Source organism: Leptospira inadai serovar Lyme str. 10 (assembly GCF_000243675.2).
Taxonomy (GTDB): Bacteria; Spirochaetota; Leptospiria; order Leptospirales; family Leptospiraceae; genus Leptospira_B; species Leptospira_B inadai.
Genome location: NZ_AHMM02000016.1, coordinates 23,568 through 43,069, shown reverse-complemented (window position 1 = coordinate 43,069; position 19,502 = coordinate 23,568). Strand labels below are relative to the sequence as shown.

Genomic DNA, 19,502 nt, shown 5'->3' with positions numbered 1-19,502 from the left:
AGAATAAGATATTAATTAGACTCCCAGGCCTGAAACGGAGGAAGTACTGGAGTTCCCCAAACTGAGGAACTGCCCTTCCCATGCTAAAAAAACGGGCTTTTTCGTAAAGAAGGAACTGATACGGGTTAAGGACGGGAAAATCTTAGAATCACTTTCCGCGAAATACAAGAAGCGCTTTTCCGATTCCAATCTCGTCAAAATCATACAGGATCCGGGGCCGCAAAACTTTCTTACCGTTTAAGAATGTTCCCGATTCCGAAACCAGATCGTATAGTATATAACGATTTCTAACCCGTCGAATTCGAGCATGGCTTCCGCCGACGCCCTGCTCATACAGGACCAAATCGGCCAATTCCGAATTTCCGATCGTAGTTTCGCTTTTCAATAAGGAATATTGCTTACCGGGATTCCGCCCCTCTTTTAAAATCAAAGTGGCCTTTTCATACACCTCGCCATCTTCGAATTCCTTCACTGCGACCGGGGTTAATCGATCGGTCTGAATCCGGTGCTCTTCGGAATACAGCAACTGGTATTGATCCCCGTACATTTTCCGATACGCATCCTGTTCCTCGTCGATCGCGTGCAGTCTCTCTTCGGCAACCGAGTTGGATGGGTTCCCGGTGGATTTTCCGTTTCTCCTTAAAACGACTAAAAACGCCACCATAGTTAAAACCAACAGAAAGCCTATCGTCGGAAGGAATACACTCGGATGGAGTAGAAAGAGAATCGTCCGAATCGTCCACGGTAGTTTATATTCGTACAAAAGTTTTCCGGCATTTTGAGTTTCCACGTCTACGCGAACTCTATCCTCGTCTCCCAAATGCCAATCGTCCCGAAACGGAGACTCGTATTTTATACTCCAGGGTTTCTTGCGAAAAAACTCGAGATTCGTGAGAACCTGACTTAGGGAATCTGATCGATTGATGGAATAAAAAGTACCGCCATATCGTTCCGCTAAATAGCCGGATCCTTCCGAGGCAACACCAAGAACGTTCAGCGGTATATCTTTTAAATAAACGCCTCGCCGCGCATCGGGAGATGGTCTAAATTCAGCATCGAAAAACAATAATAAGATATAGTCTCGTCTTCCGATATGCGCCGAAATTTTTTGAAACACGTAGTCCAGATTGGATGGAGTGTTGTAATTCGTTTTACCGCCCGGAAGTTTCGCTTCCTTAGTCGCGTCGGCTTTACTTAAATCCAATTTGGGCAAATAGACATCATCGGTAAAGAACGCAAAGCTAAAGCGGTCTTCTTCCCCGGCTGCATCTACGATCCGTTTTAAAATTTCGGTTCCTTGAACATTTGAATCGAAGGAATTCGACATCTGAACGATCAAATGAATATGAATCGGCCTAGTTCCCTCCGGCTGGATAATTTCCGGCCTATCGACTCGCCTTACTTGAGATCCTTTTTGCTCCCGAATAAAAAGAATCTCTCGATTTAGCGAGGATCTCCGATTCTCCTTCATTTTTAACTCGACGTTCGGGTAAGAAGAGACGTTAACCTCCTCTAAAACGAATCCGTTCCTTTGGGCGGAAACGCTCCCGGCTAAAAGCGGCAATAGAATAAGACTAATCTGTAGGATTGTCCGCATGAATCTAAGCAGTGTATGGAAGGGAGGAGTCGATTTCAAACAGTTTTCTCGCGTATTCCGTTTTGGGGGACCAGAGGCGATTTTCATGAATTAACGTCTCTGCAATTCTCCCGCCTTTCAGTACAGTTATAATATCGGCAAAATCGGTAACGGAACCGAGATCGTGGCTGATGAAAACCAAGCTTCTATCGTTTTCGCGAACCAGTTTCGTAAGCAATGTTAAAATTCCGGCCCCCGTAATAGGATCCAAAGCGGAAGTCGGTTCATCGGCAAGAATCAATTCTGCACCGGAATAAACCGAAAGCAATACGAGAATGCGCTGCTTTTCTCCTCCTGAAAGCTGATGAGGATAGGATAACCAAACGGATTCGGGATCGGACAAACCGACGCTTCGAAAGAGCTGCAGACAAGCTTCCCGATTCGCATATCCTGGATTTAAGAGCGAAAAATACTCCAGTACTTGGGAAGCTACCGTTCGATAGGGATGAAATCCTGACCCCGGATTTTGAGGAATTAAGCTGATTCGTTTCCCCCGAAATTCGGTCCATTTTATAGAGGAAGTATCGGAATCCAAGATTTCACCGAATAATCGAAACGAGGTCCATACCGTATAAAGAGTTTCGTTTACTAACCCTAGAAGGAAATGAACTAACGTAGTTTTCCCGCTTCCGGATTCTCCGATTACGGCCCGAATCTCACCGGTCCGAACGAAAAAATCGATATCCTCTAATAAAAGTTTTTCTTCGGATCGGACTGAGAGTCCGGAAATTTGGATGATTTCGTCCGTTCCTGAAGAGACCAAATCGAAATCCTATTCCATTTTAAAGAGTTCGTATTCCACGATCGAACAAATAATATGACCGATTAAAATATGGGATTCCTGGATACGCGCAGTCTCTTTGCTCGGAACGATTAAATCCAAGTCGCTCCTATTTTTCATTTTTCCCCCGTCCCCGCCTAAGAATCCGATCGTTTTCAAACTTAAAGATTTCGCTTTTTCGATGGCGGCAATCACGTTCTTAGAATTTCCGCTGGTAGAAATTCCCACGAGTAAATCGCCTTTCCTCCCGAAAGCCGCAACTTGCCGGGAAAAAATTTCCTCATAACCATAATCGTTTCCGCAAGCCGTTAAGACGGCGGAATCGGCGGATAAAGAAAGCGCAGGCAGCGCTTTGCGTTCGTTACCGGATTTATACCGAACTACGAGTTCCGCTGCAATATGCGAAGCATCGCAAGACGATCCGCCGTTTCCGCAAAATAGCACCGTATTTCCTTTTTGCAGAACTTCGGCTACGATTTGTCCCGCCTTTACGATATCGGGCAAAAGCTTATCCAGGATTTCTTGCTTTGTCGCAATGGAAGCCTCGATTTGCCTTGCCGCTATTTCTTTCAGTTCCATATTCATTTCTCTCTTTTGGACCGAATTCGAACCAAAACGGATTCCAATTCCTTTTTAGCTAAATCAAATTCGTATAAAGATACGTTCTCCGAATGGGGAGAATTTTTATTTCCGCTTACGTTTAAAAAATACAGTTCTTTAGAAACCATTTCTCGAACTCGCTCCGCCGAATTTTTGTGGAAGAATTCTTCGAACTCTTTCCCGAGAAAAACCAAAAGCACCGCAAGAACGTTCGGTCTGAGATTGATAATGACCTGCTGGCTCCAGATCGGTTCCCAGCTTAGAATTTCCTTCCAGGAATCCGAAGATTTTTTTAGTTCGGGATCTTCCTGCAAGACCGCCCAGGATTCTTCCTCCCATTTCGGTTCCCGAATTCCCGATAGAATTCCTTTTAGGCTTTTTTGATCGAAGGTAAGAAGTCGATTCAGTTCGGCCTCGGTCAAAAAAATAACTCCCGTAACTTTTCCATTTTGTTCGGTCAAATAATTTCCGGTCGCTAAGACCAGTGAATACTCCCTTCCGGATTTTTCCTTTCCTTCTAGCCGAAAGAGATGTCGATTATTCTTCGTCAGCTTTAGATCGGCCGATTCGAAAACAAGACCGGCGGCTTTTTTTCTAGTGAGAAAAAATCGATCTACTTTTTCCCGCAAATCCTTCAATTCCCATGTATATCCGCGACTCTCCCGAACCGAATGTTCTTCAAGCTCGGTTTCAGCACGATCCGATTTGCGCCAGAAAAGAAGCCTTTTCCAAAAGGAGGAGCTTTTCTTTTTTTTTGCCATTTTAGCCTTCGTAATCTTCCCTAAGATTGGAAGGTCTCTGAATCAGCTTTTTTCCTAATTCGTAGATTTTCGCTTCCTTCAAAAAAGTCGAATACGCGGAAGAAATCGCTATCGTAAATCCGGGAAATCCGTCCAGAATGCCTAGTTTAAAAAAATAAATTTCTAGAAACTTTCCGAAAGGTTTGTATATCGTCCGAAGCAAAGAAAAACGCCTTCCTTTTCTCGCCCTGGTCCAAGCCACAATGGAGGAAAACTTATTGATCGTGTCCACTTGCTGGGCCAGATCCCTAAAACTGTAATGAAGGATATCCCCTGTCGCTTTGATTCCTTTGCCTTCGACTACGAGATAGTCGTGAGGATTTTCGCCGGCCCATCTAGCTTTAGATTTTCGAAATATCCTAAATTTCGTCTGCGGATACCATCCCGAAAACCGAATAAATCTCCCCATATGAAACGTAAGCCTAGCGGTCTTGAGTCCGTCTATAGACCCGTCATCGGGCGTATCCAGAAAATTCCTAAGAGATTGTTTCAGCTCTTCACTTAGCCTTTCATCCGCATCCAACGATAATATCCATTCGTTCTTACATAATGAGATGGCATCGTTTTTTTGTTGCACATGCCCTCTGAATTTTTGGGAAAAAAATCGAACTTCGGGAAAGGATCTACAGATTTCTTCCGTTTTATCCGTGCTATCGGAATCTAGGATTACAATTTCTTCGGCAACGTCTCGACAGGAACGAATACAATCCGCAATATTCTTTTCTTCGTTATATGTGATAACGACCACGGATAATTTTTTTGCAAAGCGTTGGACCGAGGAAGAAGAGACGCTCGAAATCGACCCTTTCTTTTTTTTGTGTGTGCTTTTAGCGGATTCTAACGATTTTTCAGACATGGATATAAGGATCAAATCCTAGCTAAGATTTCGATCGGGATTCCAGGATAAGAGCTTTTCTTTCCTTGTCAGCGGTTTTTTATGGAAATCCGACCGGAATAACCGACGGTTTTTCCGGTCACTTTTATGCGAGTACCGACTTCTCAGAATCCACATTTAAGATTTCAGGACCTATCTTTCGTCGCTGAGCGGGCGTCTTTCTACTCCTTCCTTCTTTTTTTATCGGCATTTCCTCTATCGGTTTCTTTCTCCCAAGTTTTTGCAGGTTTATCCATCTTCTCCTTTCTACTCTCGGGGAAGCGCCGCTGGCAAAAAGTGCGACCGTTTTTGCTTCCTTGGTGCTTCGTGCTGACTGCCTATTTTCTGGTTTTCTTATCCTCATTGGTTCACCTAGGAGAATATTCCCATTTTTGGAGAAGCTTTACAAGAGAATCCGAAGCTGGAGATTTTTGGTTAAGTTTCTTATTTCCCATCGGAGCTGCGCATGCATCCAACAAAGATAACACAAAGCTCCTGGGCCGTTTCTTATGGTGCTCCCTTGCATTACTATTGGTATCCGGATTCGTTTCTATTTTTAGCGAATATCGTTTAGGCAAATTCATTTCGAACGGATTTCAAAATGCACCCGGCGATCGCAGACAACACCCTGCCGGTCTTCTTTTCGGAATACAGACTTATCTACCGATCGGTTTGATGAATACGCATTTAACGTACGGAGGGCTAGTCTCACTTTTCCTACCCGGGATCTTCGCGAAATTTTGGGAATCCCTGCGGAACCGTTCTCTTGCGCGATTTCTATTTTTTAGCGGAATACTTTTAGTTTCTTCCTGGATATTCTTATTGAACCAAAGCAAATCCGCCTGGTTAGGAGTGATCTTCGTTTGCGTCTTTATTTTACTCCGATCGATTCTAGAAACGAAGTATCGGTTCACGGGAAAGCTTCTTTTAAAAAGTCTTTTCGCCGGCGTTCTTTTGATTGCGATACTAGGAACCGGAGCCAAATTCTTATACGAACAAAATTGGCTGTTGCAGAGAACCATCTCTCAAACACTGCAGGTGCAAACCCCGGAAAACCAAAGATATTGGATTTATAAAAATAGCCTCCCAATTTTAGAACTCACTTCGCTTTTAGGAGTCGGAGGCGGTAAATTCAAAGCCTCGCATAAGAAAATTTCGGAGAGAACGATTTCCGAACAGGAACAGCTTTGGTATGAACTGGAGATCACACCGAATGCTCATGCGCATAATGATCTACTCCAATTTGCTATTATCGGTGGGTGGACGAGTGCGGTGTTTCTCGTCCTGTTTTTCTTTTTTCTCTTTCGTAGAATCGGTGTTTTTCAGTCGGACGAAAAAGGACCATCCTTGATCGGTGTAGGGTCCTTATGGGTTGCGGGCTTTTTTCAATGCTATCTATTGGATGACGAAGTCGCGCTTCCTTTTTATGCGCTGTCAGGAATTCTATTCGGACAGCAAAAAGAAGCGTCCCTCTCGTCCGTTAAATTTACCGGAATCGTATTGGCGGTCCCGTTTTTATTAAATCTAGCTTTCTGGATATTTCGACTCCAAACGCCGACCGAGTTGGCGTATTCGAGACAAGTCAAGTCGGCCGATCCGGTCTACGCGAAACAATTAGAGGACAGGATTTTACCGTTTCGTATCGCTGCAAAGGAGAGAGCGAATCGCCTAGAAAAAGTCGTTACTGTTCCGAATGCTTCGGGAAATAGTTCCGCTCAAATCGAAGGATGCCTAACTCACCGATTTCCGAATCCTCCTACCCTTCGAAAGGAGCCGTATCAAATCGGAATCTATATTCGACCGAATGCTCTCAATCCTCCGAAAGAGATGAGAATTACCGTCATCGGTCGCGAGTCCTTTGACGAAGACCAACTGTATTGGTCTCACTCGCAAAACGATTTAGCAACCGAAACGATAAAATTAACGCCGGGTTGGAATAGGTTTATCTGGAAGGAAACTTCCAAGCTACAACCTTCTATCCGATTTCCGGAAGGGGTTTTCTTTCGAGATTTTAGGATCGACTGGCTGGGTTATGATCTTGCAAAACCGATGGATTTACCCGCTTTAGATTTCGGTGATTTATGTGATTTTAAGCAATAAATTGATTTTGTCGCCGGGGTTCTTAGCGAAAGAAAAACGGATGTTCCAAGCGGATTAAGAAAATCCGATGGCTTAGAAAACTTTTTACTCCGATTCTGAGGAAATCTTTCGCGATTCGCTGCAAGTTGAAGTTTCAAAATGGTACCTGGAGCGGGACTTGAACCCGCACGAGCGTGAACTCACAGGATTTTAAGTCCTGGGTGTCTACCGATTCCACCATCCAGGCAAGAGAACTAGGCGTTTTGTTCCCAAGCAGCCAGGCGTCGCCCGGATTCGAACCGGGGATCAAGCTTTTGCAGAGCCATGCCTTACCACTTGGCCACGACGCCGTTATGAGGTATGTTTTCGTCAAGGGGTCAGGTGTCAATAGAAATCTACGAACCAGGCTATTCCCACTCGATCGTTCCCGGCGGCTTGTTCGTCAGATCAAAGAACACATAGCGAATCTTGGAAATCGAAAGGAGATTTCTTTCCAAGTCCCGTAAGACTTCCGGTTGCAACGGAAAGAAACTCGCAGTCATAGCTTCCTGTGAGTTCACCGGTCTCAGAACGATACTTCTTTCTTCCGGAGAATTACCGATAGGAAGTAAAACCACCGGCATTTGCCAGATGTCACCGTAAATTTTCCGTTCTTGTAAAACGTTTTCCACTGCGGCATCCGCTTCACGCAGTAGATCGGAATTTTTCCGATCCAGGTCCAGGCTCTGAAAGGAAAACTGTAAATCCTTCACGGAGACTTTACTAGGAGCAACTAAGAGGACTACGCGATTCACGGAAGAACTTCGGTTCGTAATATGAGTGGAGATTTTATTCCAATCCTCCCAACTTTTCTCCCCCGAAAGAACGGCACAATGCGCGTACGATCGTCTATCTCCTTTTACCCCGACCGAAGCCACAGGTAGAAGTTTTCCCGAAACTCCCGGAAATTCCTGTAGGATGCTTTCTAGTTCGTTCTGGACCGGTTGGCTCGTATCTTGCTTTTGAGAAATCATTCTTACGACCAAGCCCGGACCCGGAAAAGGATGTCGAAGGGTCAATTGCTTTGGAAGCCCAAGATACGTGCCCAATTCCCGAACCTCGTCTTTATATAGATCCTGAATCGGTTCGACGACCTTCCCCTCTTCCATTAATTTCTGAATCGCTTCGACCCGATTATGGTGCGTTTTAATCGTATGCGAATGCTTTGTTCCGCCGCTTTCAATCGTATCCGGGTAGATTGTTCCTTGGCCCAGGAGCCACTCATCCGAATTCAGGCCCAACTCTTTCGCACAATCTTCCTGAGCTTGTAAGAATAGATTGCCCACGATCTTCCGTTTTTCTTCCGGATCCGTTTTTCCTTTTAAATTCTCGTAAAAAAGGTCGGAGGCATCGTGCACATGGAGATGGATCCCTTGAGGAGTCAAATTTTCCTCCAAGTGTAAAACTTCGTCCTTTCGCATAAACCCGGTGTCGATCAAAACTCCTTTGACCCTATCCTTTCCCAATGCCTTGGTAAGCAATAGATAGGAAACGGTGGAATCGACTCCGCCTGAAACGAGTAAAAATACCTTTTTATCCGGTGGAATCGTTTTGCGTAATTCTTCTTCTTTTAAGGAAAGATACTGCGTTAGATCCCAGGTATTTTCAGCTCCGCATATCCGGATGAAATTTTTCAAGAGTTCGTTGCCTTTTTGGGTATGAGTTACTTCCGGATGAAATTGAATTCCGAATTTCCTGGCGGAGATATTCTCTACGACCGCAAATTTGCAATCCGCGGAGGAAGCAGTGACTCGAAACCCTTTCGGTAAGTGAACGACTTCGTCGCCATGACTCATCCAAACCACTTCTCCGCCCGTATATCCTTTCAGGAGCTCGGATCCGTCTTTAGGATCCAAGTCTAAGGATGCCTGACCGTATTCCGCAACGCCCGCCTTTCTTACTTCTCCTCCCAAGAGCTTCATCATCAATTGATGACCGTAACAAATTCCTAAAACAGGAATCCCTAAATCGAAGACCCGAGCCGATATGGAAGGAGATGCGTCCTCATAAACGCTTTCCGGTCCTCCGGAAAGAATTAATCCGGCAAGTCCTCGGTACGCATCCTCGGATTCCTCATTGGAAAGAATTTCGGAATAAGCTCCCAATCTTCGGATTCTGGAAGCGATTAGATGAGCGTACTGGCCGCCAAAATCGACGATGCCTATGACTTTACGTTGGTTCATTGCGAGAGAGTTCCGATATCCGGAGAACCGGCTTAGTAAAAGGATTCACAGGGAGAAGCTCCGGAAAACTCTGGTTTCGGAGGAGGACGAATGGACGACCGACAACAAGAAACAGGAGCATCTTCCTATGACGGAAGGCAGGATCATATTCCCGCCCTGAAACTTCCCGAGATAGAATCTTTCGCCAATGTGTACGAAGGGAAGGATTACACAATCGATTTTACCATACCGGAATTTACCGCGGTTTGTCCTAAAACCGGGTTACCCGATTTTGGAACCATCGAAATCAGTTACATCCCTCGGGACCGTTGCATCGAATTGAAATCGTTAAAGGAATATATTTTAGCGTTTAGAAATCTCGGAATTTTTCATGAAAACGTTGTAAATCGAATCCTAGAGGATTTAGTAAAATCCGTGGAGCCGAAATTCATACGTGTAAAAGGCGATTATAATCTTCGGGGCGGAATTAAAACCGTTGTTACTAGAGAATATCGTTTAGAAGGCAAGTAAGAATGGAACCGGGAAGCTGGATCGGCTACCTCGCCTCTCTTCTGACGACCCTATCTTTCGTTCCCCAAGTCGTTAAAGTGGTTTTAGAGGGAAAAACTCGGGACATCTCCCGGAACATGTATGTCGTTTTATCCGTCGGAGTCGGTCTTTGGCTGGCTTACGGAATCATCCGGGAAGATTTGCCGATCATCCTTGCAAACGCGTTTACCCTAATTTTTACTACGACAATTCTCTATTTTAAATTAAAGGAAAAAGAAGAATCTTAATTTTCTCGCGAGGATCTAAAAGAAGGACGCCAAGAATGCAAAAAGGAATTCCCGACGTCCGCTCCCAAGCGAGTCCGTTATTTATTTTGGAAGTGCTTGTTCTTTCAGAGACTTACGTTGGTTCTCCAAATCTTTCTTAGCATCGTCCATCGATGATTTTACTTTTTCCTTTTCTTCGGCGCCCGATTTACGTATTGCCTCTTTTTCTTCCTTACCGGCATTTTTAGTATCTTCTAAAAGTTTGCGATTTTCCTCTTTTGCGCTTTCGATTAGGTCTTTATTTCTTTGTTTTTGATCTTCCAGTCCTTGGAGTATCAGAGCTTTATTTTCTTGGAAATCCTTTAGAATTTCCTGAATTTTTGCCCTTTGCTCTTCCGTTATCGATTGAATCGTAGCGGAGTCATTTTCTAATTCTTGGCGCTCGGCATCCGAAAGTTCACCCTCCGTCAACTCTTTCCCGTCGGAGCTGACTTTCTTGCCTGCTTCCGCAACTACCTGTTTGTTCGGATCGTCCGCATCGGTAACCGAAACGGATCCGTTGGACACCAATGTATTTGCGGTCTTACCGTTTTCTTCCACTTGGAAATCCGTTCCTCTTACGGAGGCCACAACGGTCGGCGTACTAACGTTGAATTGACTGGTTTTGCTTAATTTGGTCGCGACTTTAGAAAAGATCTTCCCTTTATTCAGATTGAGGTCCGCAAAGATCTCTCCGTTTTTGGAATCCACAAAGATCTTTTTCATGGCGAGAATCGTGTTTTCTTTGATCCGAATCACGACCCCGTCGGCCAGTTGTAAATCGGCATAAGAATCTTTACCGGTTTCGATGCGATCTTCCGGAAGCAAAAAGGAATTCACCGCTCCCGGCTTTTCCTTTCCGACTTTGTCGAATAATTTAACGGTTCCTTTTACAAAGGTGATCACTCCACCCTGCAAATCTTCCTTCGCTTTACGACAGTCCGTTACCAGCGTCGTCAGAATCAATACGCAAACGATAGCAATACGTTTCATGTAGTTCTATTTCTCCCTTGGGAAATTGCTTTCCGGGAAGAATACATATGAAATAAATTTCCGTCCACATTTTTCCGGACCGATTCCGGTTAGGAGGAAAGTTCCGGAAGGACCATTTTTCGCGGACTCTCGCCTTTCTTTGCTATTTCGAAGGTCTAATTCGTACAGATAGATACGGGTTTTGGAGCGAGAATTCTTCGCCGAGATTCCGAATTCCTCTTTCGAAAATGGCTCTCATTTCGTACCGGGATCGGAACTGGACGTATTTTAGATTTATGAAACGTTTCAGGAAAACCTGGCGCTACCCAAGAATTTCGGGTAGAAAGGGGTTGCTCTCCAGGCCCTGGATCGAAACTGTAGTTCAAGAACCCGTTTTCCGCTAGCAGTCAGGAAACTTTTGAGGAGAACCTAGCCTATGGCAACGACTAAAATAGCCTATGTAGACAAGGATAACTGCACCTCCTGTAATCAGTGTGCGGATAACCTTCCCAAGTACTTTCAAATGGACGATAACGATACTTCCGAAACTCATATCGGTGGAGATCAGATTAACCAGGCTCCAATTCCGGAAGAGGAGTGGAAAATCGTTCAAAAAGAAATGGATGAATGCCCGGGTGAGTGCATTCACTGGAAAAAGTAATTCTTATCCATTGATAAGCGTTCTTTTTCATTGAAGAAAAAAGGCGGGTGTTTAAACTTCCCGCCTTTTTTTTAATATTCCTGTTCGGAACGAGTAGATCCGAGTAATTCGTCCGGAATATCTTCCACCCTATCGCCGATTTGAATCGCAAGACGATTTCCGACCCGCCCTGGAAGACATTTGAACTTCTTCCTCTCTCCCACTTTCACCAACATGTCGGCACGAGTAGTGGTATTTTCCAGCTTAACCACGTCTCCGACCGTTAAATTCATAAAATCCAAAATCGAAATATCGACTGATCCGACTTCGGCTATCACCGGAATCTGAACCTGATCCAACCGTTCCTGAATAATCGATCTGTTCTCATCCAATTCGCCTTTCCGAATGGAAGAGTACCAATATTGAGCGGAAAGTTTATTAATGATCGGCTCGATCGTTATATACGGAATACAAAGGTTCGTTAACCCCTCTACTTCCCCGATCTTGGTCTCCAAATTAATTAAGACCACCATGTCGTTGGGAGGAACCACCTGAGCGAATTGAGGATTTGTTTCGATATTCCCCAATCGAGGCCGGAGATCGATCACAGTCGACCAAGCCTCTCTCATATTTCCCAGGATTCGAACGATAATTCCTTCCATTACGCTCATCTCGATTTCGGAGAGCTCTCGGGAGATTTTAGCGGTCTCACCCTTGCCGCCGAAGAGACGGTCGATAATCGTAAACGAAATCGAGGGATCGATTTCCAAAATCGCCGAGCCTCGTAACGGGTCCATATTGATCACTGCAAGCGTGGTTGGATTCGGGATGGACCGGATAAATTCCTCGTAGGTCAACTGGTCTACCGCCGCAACGTGAACATGGACCAGCGCTCGTAACTGCGCGGATAGTCCAGTAGTCGCCAATCGAGCAAAGGTTTCGTGCATCATCTGCAAGGTACGGATTTGGTCTTTTGAGAACTTATCCGGACGCTTGAAATCGTAGATCTTTACTTTTTTTTGTTCGCCTACCGAGGAATACTCGTCCTCGCTAACTTCTCCGCTCGAGATGGCGTTGAGCAGGGCGTCGATTTCATCTTGCGATAGAATTTCGGTCATTTCCGTACCTTTGCTAAAAGATTGGCAACCTTCCAAAAAGCCCCGGTTTCTTCCGGAACCCTTCGAAGTGTAAACTCGTATTCATAACGTACCGGGACTTTATTGATCCTACGCTCCACGGCGACTCTTACTTTCGCCAAGTTAGAGTTTATTTTATCCACGCTGAGAATTTTATAATATTGTAGCACACCTGCGCGGTTTTCGGTCAGGAATTTCCGAAATTCTTCCAAGATAAAGTCTTTTTCGGATTCCTCTGCTTGAGCCCAATCCCGGGAAAAACGATCGTACGCCTGTACATACTCCGGAAAGTAAATCCATTTAAAATGTAATTTCCAATTCCCTTTCTTTTCGGCGCCCAAGAACAAGTGAATGACTTCTTCCGGTTCTAATCCGTCGATGACCGGATCCTGGTAGGGAACCCCGGGCAAAATCCAATCCTTTCGTCTTTCTTCCACGGAAAAATACGGATGATTTTGAGACCGCACAAAATGGTCCCTATATTCGGATAAGTTCGGGTAAAAGTAGGCCGTCACAAAATATTTTTTTCCGGCTTCTAATTCGTAAAGCCGATCTAACCGGATTTCCTTTGAAAAAGTTTCATCCTTATGCAGAACGATTTCCTTTACCTCGTCTCCGACTAAATTCTCCACCCTGTTTCTTCGACGAAGCACGGGATCCACCGTCGGTTCTTCTTCGATTTTCGTTACCGTTCTACCGTCTTCGTCCCTTACGATCACCTGAAAAGATCTAAGGTCTTTTCCGTACGGAAAAATTCGAAGGACCTCGTTTCCCGTATTTCTGACCGACAGGAGGACTTTCACCGGTTCATTTTCCCGGTACTGCATTTTCGGGAGCTTGATGTCTACGATTCCTTGCTGCCGAATATAATTTTCCGAAACCTCTCCCCTTGCGTCCCTCTTCGGATATGCATTTATGGTTTGATAGGCTAAAAGTATAGATATTATGCAAATCCGAACGCGATTCATTCAGGTACCTTTCAAAATCAACCGAGAGATAAACGGTTCTCGCTGGGTCGGGAACCGTTTAAAGGTTCCTCGTACATTCTTTCGGCAAAAACGGAAGAAATCCTTCCAAAAAACCCTCGTTTATTATGAAATTAAAGCGGGGAAAAAGTGTCGTCCTTAGGCGCTCGGAGCAGCGTCTTCGATGATATAATCCGCAATTCGGATCAATCTTTTTAGAATCGGCTGAATCTTCCCATATTCTTCGTAGCATTCCTGCATTTTTTCCAGCAATGGCGAAATCAGCGACGCAGTCTTCGGCGAGATAAACAGACTGGAAATATTCTCTTCCGATAATTTATCCGCAGAATCTAGATTCTCAAAAAATCTATGTAATTCCTTGATCAAGGACTCGTCCGCCAAATCGTTCCTTTCGAACGTACCCTCGATTTTAAGAATATAATCCATTAGAGTTTGCTTAAGCTTAGCCTCGTCTTCGGTCGGACGCCTCTTGCCGGTCATAGAATTCACTTTGCTATACCGAGTCATCGCCTCTTCGTACGCTTGACTAACGGATTCTCGAATCTTACGAACGACTCGAAAGATTTTGAGAACTTTCACAAAATCGAGAGAGGACTCTCCTCCTGATTTGGCGTTAGCAAGAATCGATCCCTCTTCCGTTTCCCCTAAATCCAGCGCAGCCAAGGCTTCTAAAACCTTGGCCGTTCCCCCCGCTCCGGAGGAAGTACTTATCTCCTTTGCGATGAGGAAATAAGTTTTTTTATCCCCATCAGAACTCATGGATTCACGGCTCTCCGATCGACGATCAAGATATGCCGAATGGTCGATTTTGAGTTCCCTGAAGCGACGATCTTATCCACAACCTCGGTACCCCTAACTATCTGACCAAAAATCGTATGCAGACCGTCCAGATGCGGCGTATCGACTTGATTGATAAAAAATTGAGATCCATTGGTATTCGGTCCCGCGTTTGCCATCGCGAGGGCCCCTTTAATCGACCTATGACTATTTACAACTTCGTTATATCGGTAGCCCAGCCGATACAGTACTTCCATGACTGAGAGATTCTTGGCCTGTTCGAAGTTCTTTTCGAACTCTTCCTTCTTGTCTTCGAATTCCCTCATACTCTTGATCCCCATTTCCTGAATCACGACTCTTTGCAATTGCCCCGTATAATAGGGAACCTGCCCGACTCTCTGCTTATCCAAACCGAGAGACTTGGCATTGATTTCGTCCTCGAACCGATATCCCGGCCCTCCGGTTCCGTCTCCATTGGGGCATCCTCCCTGGATCATAAAGCCTTCGATCACGCGATGAAAGGTAAGTCCGTCATAAAACGGTTTTTTTTGCTTCTGTCCATTTCTCGCGGTAAATTCTTTTTCGCCTTGAGCCAGATCGATGAAATTTTGCACGGTTTTAGGCGCGTCCTTGTCGAAGAGCTCGGCGACTAAATCACCCTGACTGGTTTGTATCACCGCATAAATTCCCGGTTTGTCGGGAAGCCCCAAATAGTTTTGATCCAATCGGTGAACCATCACCTGAGCCACGGTATACGGTTCCGGGCGATATTTTTGCTCAGAATACGGATTATTCTTGCAGGCTCCGATTACGACGATGCTGAGTAACGATATTAGTAAGAGACGATTCATTTCTCCATCCTTATTAAAGATTTTAAGCAATCCAGAGCGATTTTTAACTGCTCGATCTGGCGAGCCTTAGCCGTCCCGCCATAACTGTTCTTTTTATCCGCGGATAATTCCAAGGCAACGGCATTAGAATATTCTTCTCCTTTAAAGTAAGGAGAAATCGATATGCGAACATCTTCCGAAATCGTAAAGAGGGTCTCCCCTCTTTCGCTACATTCCGACACGAGTTTTCCGACAAGTTCGTGTGCCGTCCGAAATGGCACCCCTTTTTGACTCACGAGAAAATCGGCTAAATCCGTAGCCGTTGCAAAACCCTCTTTCAGGGAGCGCTCTCCTCTCTCGGGGCGAAACTTCATTTCTCGAACCATGGCTTCTAATCCTTCCAGGCTGATCAAAACCGTATCCACGGTGTCGAACAAAGGTAACTTATCCTCCTGCAAATCCCGATTATAAGTTAAAGGCAGACCTTTTAAGAGAGTAATCATGTGATTTAAATTTCCTACGACTCTCGCGGCTTTCCCCCGTATCAACTCGGCGATATCAGGATTCTTTTTTTGAGGCATGATGGACGAGCCTGTAGTTAAGGCATCGGGCAATTTTATTAAGCCGAATTCCTGCGAGGAATACAGAATTAAGTCCTCGCAGAACCGCGACGCGTGAATCATACATTGAGTGCTCGCGAATAAAAATTGTAAAAGATGATCTCTGCCGCTGACCGCGTCCATGGAGTTCGGAGAAATCTTCGTTAGTCCGAGTTCGGAAGCTAAAAATCCGCGATCGTTGGAGTAATTGACCCCCGCCATGGCTCCGGAACCCAAAACCAGCTCGTCATTCGTGGATCTAACGAACTGGAAGAAATCTCGATCCCGTTTAAACATCCAGAAATACGCCAGGATAAATTGGGAGGCTCGAATCGGTTGCGCTACTTGTAGATGAGTATATCCCGGAATAATAGTGCCCACGTTCGCTTCCGCGAGAATATAAAGAGCCTCTAATAAGGAATCCAATCCTCCTTGGATTTCAAGAATCCGACTCCGGATATAAAGTCTTACGTCTTGAGCGACCTGATCGTTCCTTGATCTTGCAGTATGAAGTTTTTTGCCGACTTCGCCCTTTAGTTCGGTCAGACGATTTTCCACATGCATATGGATGTCTTCCAAATCGGTACGAAATTCGAATGTGCCGGATTCTATTTCCGTTTCGATTCGATCGAGTCCTTCCAAGATCGATTCCAATTCCGTTTGCGTTAGGATTCCGATCTTCTCCAGCATTTTTGCGTGGGCACGATTCCCCTGCAGGTCTTCCTTAAATAAGTTTCGATCGAAAGAAATGGATTCGCCGATGCGTTCCAGTATGGAGGAGGCTTTTTCTTTGAATCTTCCCCCCCAAAGTTTTCCTTTCTGTTTTGCTTTCTCTGACACGAATGCTCTCACTTCTCCGTATATGTTTGTAACCAATCGCGAACGGTTTCCAAATCTTCCTGGTCTAGTTTGGATTCCGGATGTAATATTTTATAATCCCAAAGAGGCATTTCTCCGTCTTCAATCTCTTCTAAAATTTTCTCCGCGAGATCGGCTTTTTCGGAAGATTTTAAATTCTCCCAGTCGGAAAAATTGAGCTCATCCTTTCCTTCCTCTACATGGTGTATCAAGTAAAGTGAAACTGGAAATATCCGCGAATACCAGGGCCATTTCACTAAATCTGAATGACAATCGTAGCAGGATCTGCGAAAAATCTTTTTGACGCTTTCTTCCGTTTGGATTTCCTTAGCATTCTTCCCTGACGGGAATTCTACCGGGATGAATTGTAATCCCAAGAACAGGACCGATAGTCCGATTCCGAGACGAATCGCGATTCTTTTCATCGTTTTCCCGCTAGCGTAGTGAAAGGGAACGGATTTTGGAAGTAGAATTTCCCGTTACGGAGATCGAATGATGAACTTTCTGCAAGACGGACATACGATCAGTTACATTTGGATTTGCGTGGGTCTTCTCTTAATGGTGGCCGAATTATTCGTTCCGGGAACCTTCGTCGTATTTTTGGGAATTTCAGCCGTTCTAGTCGGTTCTCTTTCTTACTTTTTTGAATTCAATATCTGGATCCAAGCCGGACTCTGGGCGGGTTGCTCCGGAGTCCTGATTTTACTCGGAGGCGCGGCTCTTCGTCGATTTTTTCCCTCCCGTAGCGAGCGCGCGGTACTAAATCCCGAAGACGGTCCCGGTAGAATCGTTCCCGTCATAAAAGATATTTTGGTGGAAAGAAAGGGTGGAAGAATTTTATTCCAAGGCACAGAATGGGACGCCGTGAGTAAAACGAAACGGATTCCCAGCGGGCGCAAAGCGGAAATCATCGAAAGAGAAAACTTAACCTTTATCGTTAAACCGGTCGATTTACCCGACGAATCCTAATCGTATTTTTAAAGCAGAAGCAAAAAGCGAGGTTCAAGAAACAATATGTTTTACTTTACGTTATTTTTCATCGGGGCGATCTACCTAGTTAGAAAGACGTTCATTATAGTTCCGCAAAACTATAGCTTTCTTGTCGAGAGATTGGGCGTATTCAGAGGAGCTCTCCCCGGAGGATTTCATTTTCTAATTCCCCTAATCGATCAGGTCCGATACCGGCAAAACCTGAAAGAGATCGCCATGGACATCCCTCCTCAAACTTGTATCACGAAAGACAACGTTTCCATTCTTGTGGATGGAATCTTATATCTTAAATTGGTCGATCCTTATAAGGCTTCTTACGAAATCGAAAATTTCCGAAATGCGACCGTTCAATTGGCGCAGACGACGCTTCGTTCCGAAATCGGAAAGTTGGTTTTAGATCATACCTTTTCGGAGCGCGATGATATCAATGCGAACGTAGTCCGCGCTTTGGATGAAGCCACCGATCCCTGGGGAATCAAGGTAACTCGCTATGAAATCAAAAATATTTCTCCTCCAAAGGAGATCTTGCACGAAATGGAAGAGCAGGTAAAAGCGGAACGAGTGAAACGGGCCGAAATCACCATTTCCGAAGGAGAAAAATTAGGTCGGATCAATCGCTCGATGGGAGAGCGGCAGGAAGCGATCAATCTTTCCGAAGGAGAGAAAATCAAAAAAGTAAACGAGGCGGAAGGAAAGGCGCAGGAAATCGAATTAATCGCAACCGCTAAGGCAAAAGGAATCCAGCTCATCGCTAACTCTATCGGAAAAGACGGAGGTCCCGAAGCCGTCAATTTACAAATCACCGAAGACTACCTCACCGGGTTGGGTGAAATCCTGCAAAAGGCGAAAACGACCGTTCTACCCACCGAGATTGCGGGCGTAGTCAGCTTTTTCGAAGGTTTCTCCAAAGTGACGAACAAATTACCGAATATCGCCGAGACCAAGGAGTAAAGACGAGTATGGAATTAAGCGGTTTTAAATACGCGTTTACGGGAATCTTTTGGTTTGCGTTTACTCTTTACCTTGCCTATAAAATATATCGATCCATTCGCATCGTCTCTGCTCAAGAATGTATCATCGTGGAGCGGCTAGGTCGATATAGCAGAACTCTTCATGCAGGATTTCATATCCTGATTCCCTTCATAGACGAGGACTCGTACTACCATACCTTAAAGGAACAGGCTATCGACGTTCCGCCGCAAACCTGTATTACCAAAGATAACGTCAAGGTTGAGATGGACGGTATTTTGTATTTAAGAGTCCTGGATCCTCAAAGAGCCAGCTACGGAATCGACGATTATAGATTTGCAGTCACCCAACTCGTGCAAACTACGATGCGTGCGATTATCGGTACCATGGATATGGATACGACTTTCGAGACGCGCGAAGTGATTAACAGTAAAATCCTAGAAGTCCTTGACCAAGCCGCCGAACCCTGGGGAGTACGAGTCAATCGATATGAAATCGTAAACATTACTCCTCCGAAATCGATCATAGAAGCGATGGAAAGGGAGAAAAAAGCTCAAATCACCAAGAAGGCTCAAATTTCACTCTCGGAAGGGGATCGGGATTCCAGAATCAATCGATCTTTAGGCGTGAAAGAGGAAGCGATCAACAAATCCGAGGGAGAAAAGCAGAAACGCATAAACGAAGCGGAAGGCTTGGCAACGGAAATCGAATCGATAGCGGAGGCAACCGCCAAAGGTATCACCCTCCTAGCATCCTCGATCAAAAGTACGGGCGGCAAAGAAGCCGTAAAACTTAGAATTGCCCAGCGATTTATTAAAGAGATAGAGAAACTCGGACAGGAAGGAACGGATCTCGTCCTGCCCTTGAATCTTTCCAATTTTAAATCCGTAATGAAAGCTGTTTTAGGCGGAGAGTCGAAAGCATAGAAATCCATCGGAACCCCGGATTTTCTCCGGGGT

20 protein-coding genes and 2 tRNA genes are annotated in these 19,502 nt (G+C 45.0%); 7 read left to right on the top strand and 15 right to left on the bottom strand.

The features are described from left to right. Positions 1–148: 148 nt before the first annotated feature. Genes LEP1GSC047_RS08655 through LEP1GSC047_RS08635 form a run of 5 tightly spaced genes read right to left on the bottom strand, consistent with a single transcriptional unit; the run spans position 149 to position 4,673 of the window. Entirely contained in the window at positions 149–1,597 is a 1,449-nt protein-coding gene (locus LEP1GSC047_RS08655; protein ID WP_039934484.1) for an FHA domain-containing protein, read from the bottom strand. Positions 1,598–1,601: 4 nt separating this feature from the next. Continuing rightward, positions 1,602–2,399: an ATP-binding cassette domain-containing protein gene (locus tag LEP1GSC047_RS08650; protein ID WP_010419895.1), complete on the bottom strand. Its 798-nt coding sequence runs from the start codon at positions 2,397–2,399 to the stop codon at positions 1,602–1,604. 9 nt (positions 2,400–2,408) lie between these two features. After that, positions 2,409–2,996 (bottom strand): D-sedoheptulose 7-phosphate isomerase, encoded by a 588-nt coding sequence (locus LEP1GSC047_RS08645; RefSeq protein ID WP_010419900.1) that lies wholly within the window; start codon positions 2,994–2,996, stop codon positions 2,409–2,411. A 2-nt stretch (positions 2,997–2,998) separates the two neighbouring features. Then, positions 2,999–3,778, bottom strand: coding sequence for an LBBP_01157 family protein (locus LEP1GSC047_RS08640; protein ID WP_010419903.1), 780 nt, complete (start codon positions 3,776–3,778; stop codon positions 2,999–3,001). A 1-nt stretch (position 3,779) separates the two neighbouring features. Further along, the gene (locus tag LEP1GSC047_RS08635; protein WP_020988567.1) at positions 3,780–4,673 is read right to left on the bottom strand and encodes a glycosyltransferase family 2 protein; all 894 of its coding nucleotides are present in this window, start codon (positions 4,671–4,673) and stop codon (positions 3,780–3,782) included. 126 nt (positions 4,674–4,799) lie between these two features. On the opposite strand from LEP1GSC047_RS08635, the gene LEP1GSC047_RS08630 reads away from it, so the two are divergent. Beyond that, on the top strand, positions 4,800–6,791 hold the full coding sequence (locus LEP1GSC047_RS08630; RefSeq protein ID WP_010419908.1) for an O-antigen ligase family protein: 1,992 nt from the start codon (positions 4,800–4,802) through the stop codon (positions 6,789–6,791). Positions 6,792–6,930: 139 nt separating this feature from the next. Here LEP1GSC047_RS08630 and LEP1GSC047_RS08625 read toward each other — a convergent pair. From LEP1GSC047_RS08625 to guaA, 3 genes are all read right to left on the bottom strand, one after another. Then, positions 6,931–7,017 (bottom strand) — tRNA-Leu (locus LEP1GSC047_RS08625). 32 nt (positions 7,018–7,049) lie between these two features. Continuing rightward, positions 7,050–7,120, bottom strand: a tRNA-Cys gene (locus LEP1GSC047_RS08620). A 57-nt stretch (positions 7,121–7,177) separates the two neighbouring features. Then, complete coding sequence (gene guaA, locus LEP1GSC047_RS08615; RefSeq protein ID WP_010419911.1) at positions 7,178–8,992, bottom strand: glutamine-hydrolyzing GMP synthase; 1,815 nt, start codon at positions 8,990–8,992, stop codon at positions 7,178–7,180. 90 nt (positions 8,993–9,082) lie between these two features. On the opposite strand from guaA, the gene queF reads away from it, so the two are divergent. Both queF and LEP1GSC047_RS08605 read left to right on the top strand, forming a co-directional pair. Next, positions 9,083–9,502, top strand: coding sequence for a preQ(1) synthase (queF, locus tag LEP1GSC047_RS08610; RefSeq protein ID WP_010419915.1), 420 nt, complete (start codon positions 9,083–9,085; stop codon positions 9,500–9,502). 2 nt (positions 9,503–9,504) lie between these two features. Further along, on the top strand, positions 9,505–9,768 hold the full coding sequence (locus tag LEP1GSC047_RS08605) for a SemiSWEET transporter (RefSeq protein ID WP_010419917.1): 264 nt from the start codon (positions 9,505–9,507) through the stop codon (positions 9,766–9,768). Positions 9,769–9,849: 81 nt separating this feature from the next. Here the strand turns inward: LEP1GSC047_RS08605 and lsa33 are convergent, their stop codons facing one another. After that, a complete protein-coding gene (gene lsa33 / locus LEP1GSC047_RS08600) occupies positions 9,850–10,779 on the bottom strand; it encodes a surface adhesin Lsa33 (RefSeq protein WP_010419919.1) in 930 nt (309 codons plus the stop codon). Positions 10,780–11,194: 415 nt separating this feature from the next. Between lsa33 and LEP1GSC047_RS08595 the strand changes: the two genes are divergently transcribed. Further along, complete coding sequence (locus tag LEP1GSC047_RS08595; RefSeq protein ID WP_010419921.1) at positions 11,195–11,419, top strand: ferredoxin; 225 nt, start codon at positions 11,195–11,197, stop codon at positions 11,417–11,419. Positions 11,420–11,490: 71 nt separating this feature from the next. On the opposite strand, the gene fliM is transcribed toward LEP1GSC047_RS08595, so the two are convergent. The 6 genes from fliM to LEP1GSC047_RS08560 form a co-directional block, all read right to left on the bottom strand. Beyond that, entirely contained in the window at positions 11,491–12,516 is a 1,026-nt protein-coding gene (gene fliM / locus LEP1GSC047_RS08590) for a flagellar motor switch protein FliM (RefSeq protein WP_010569908.1), read from the bottom strand. Continuing rightward, complete coding sequence (locus LEP1GSC047_RS08585; RefSeq protein WP_010419924.1) at positions 12,513–13,502, bottom strand: hypothetical protein; 990 nt, start codon at positions 13,500–13,502, stop codon at positions 12,513–12,515. The genes fliM and LEP1GSC047_RS08585 overlap by 4 nt, the downstream gene beginning before the upstream one ends. Before the next feature lie 156 nt (positions 13,503–13,658). Continuing rightward, a complete protein-coding gene (locus LEP1GSC047_RS08575; protein WP_010419930.1) occupies positions 13,659–14,279 on the bottom strand; it encodes a hypothetical protein in 621 nt (206 codons plus the stop codon). Continuing rightward, positions 14,276–15,148: a peptidylprolyl isomerase gene (locus LEP1GSC047_RS08570; protein WP_010419932.1), complete on the bottom strand. Its 873-nt coding sequence runs from the start codon at positions 15,146–15,148 to the stop codon at positions 14,276–14,278. Before LEP1GSC047_RS08570 ends, LEP1GSC047_RS08575 begins: the two co-directional genes overlap by 4 nt. After that, positions 15,145–16,566: an argininosuccinate lyase gene (gene argH / locus LEP1GSC047_RS08565; RefSeq protein ID WP_020988563.1), complete on the bottom strand. Its 1,422-nt coding sequence runs from the start codon at positions 16,564–16,566 to the stop codon at positions 15,145–15,147. The genes LEP1GSC047_RS08570 and argH overlap by 4 nt, the downstream gene beginning before the upstream one ends. Positions 16,567–16,574: 8 nt before the next feature. Then, positions 16,575–17,009, bottom strand: a complete 435-nt coding sequence (locus tag LEP1GSC047_RS08560; RefSeq protein WP_010419936.1) for a heme-binding domain-containing protein — start codon at positions 17,007–17,009, stop codon at positions 16,575–16,577. 67 nt (positions 17,010–17,076) lie between these two features. Between LEP1GSC047_RS08560 and LEP1GSC047_RS08555 the strand changes: the two genes are divergently transcribed. Genes LEP1GSC047_RS08555 through LEP1GSC047_RS08545 form a run of 3 tightly spaced genes read left to right on the top strand, consistent with a single transcriptional unit; the run spans position 17,077 to position 19,469 of the window. Beyond that, entirely contained in the window at positions 17,077–17,553 is a 477-nt protein-coding gene (locus LEP1GSC047_RS08555; RefSeq protein WP_020988549.1) for an NfeD family protein, read from the top strand. A gap of 45 nt (positions 17,554–17,598) precedes the next feature. Beyond that, complete coding sequence (locus tag LEP1GSC047_RS08550) at positions 17,599–18,525, top strand: SPFH domain-containing protein (RefSeq protein ID WP_010419942.1); 927 nt, start codon at positions 17,599–17,601, stop codon at positions 18,523–18,525. A gap of 8 nt (positions 18,526–18,533) precedes the next feature. Continuing rightward, a complete protein-coding gene (locus LEP1GSC047_RS08545) occupies positions 18,534–19,469 on the top strand; it encodes an SPFH domain-containing protein (RefSeq protein ID WP_010419945.1) in 936 nt (311 codons plus the stop codon). Positions 19,470–19,502: the final 33 nt, after the last annotated feature.